This is a genomic window from Photorhabdus namnaonensis, from assembly GCF_001684335.1.
Classification (GTDB): domain Bacteria; phylum Pseudomonadota; class Gammaproteobacteria; order Enterobacterales; family Enterobacteriaceae; genus Photorhabdus; species Photorhabdus namnaonensis.
The window spans coordinates 5,278-5,867 of record NZ_LOIC01000052.1 but is presented as its reverse complement, the minus strand read 5'-3'; the positions used below and the strand labels follow the sequence as shown (position 1 = coordinate 5,867).

The 590-nt window shown below is 63.1% G+C and carries 1 protein-coding gene; it reads right to left on the bottom strand.

The window, feature by feature from the left end; all coding sequences use genetic code 11:
- A partial coding sequence (locus Phpb_RS09275) for a contractile injection system protein, VgrG/Pvc8 family (RefSeq protein WP_276204267.1) occupies positions 1 to 425 on the bottom strand: 425 nt, incomplete at its 3' end.
- Positions 426 to 590 lie beyond the last annotated feature (165 nt).

The window sequence follows — 590 nt, the reverse complement described above, 5'->3', positions numbered from 1 at the left end:
ATGGTTTTGATATCCTGCTGCTGAAAAATCCGGGCATTCTGGCGCAGGGTGGCGCGCCACATATCGGGCCGGATGGTCATGTCATAGCGGGTCTGATGTTTGCCGGTATTGCCCTGGACAAAGCTGGCGACCATGCCGGTGACGGTGCGCTCGACTTTGCCGGCGCGCAGGATGGTGAGGGTGGCGCTTTTGTCGAGGACGGCAGCGAAATCAACGGCCGGGTCGGCACTGGCTAAACTGACCGTCAGCGTGAACGGGGTGGAGAGGGCTTCGTGCAGGGTAAATCCGGCCACCACGAAGGTGTGCGGCGGCAGTCCGCCGGCGGTGAGGGTAAACTGTAAGCCGCCGGCGTTTTGGGGACTCAGCCGGTCGGCGAGGTGCCGGGCGAGGTTGCCGGCGGCGGCGGTTTTTTTCTGCAATGACATATAAGGGTTCCTTCTCTGAATTTACGGGCGGGGCGGCCCGGGGAGCGCGGTCAGCCCGGCGGCTTTCTGCAACGCGTAATACTGGCTGAGCAGGGCGTTAAACCGGTCGTCGGTCTTTTTTATCAGCGCCGGTGAGACGGGCTGTCCCTGTTCGACGGCGGCGGC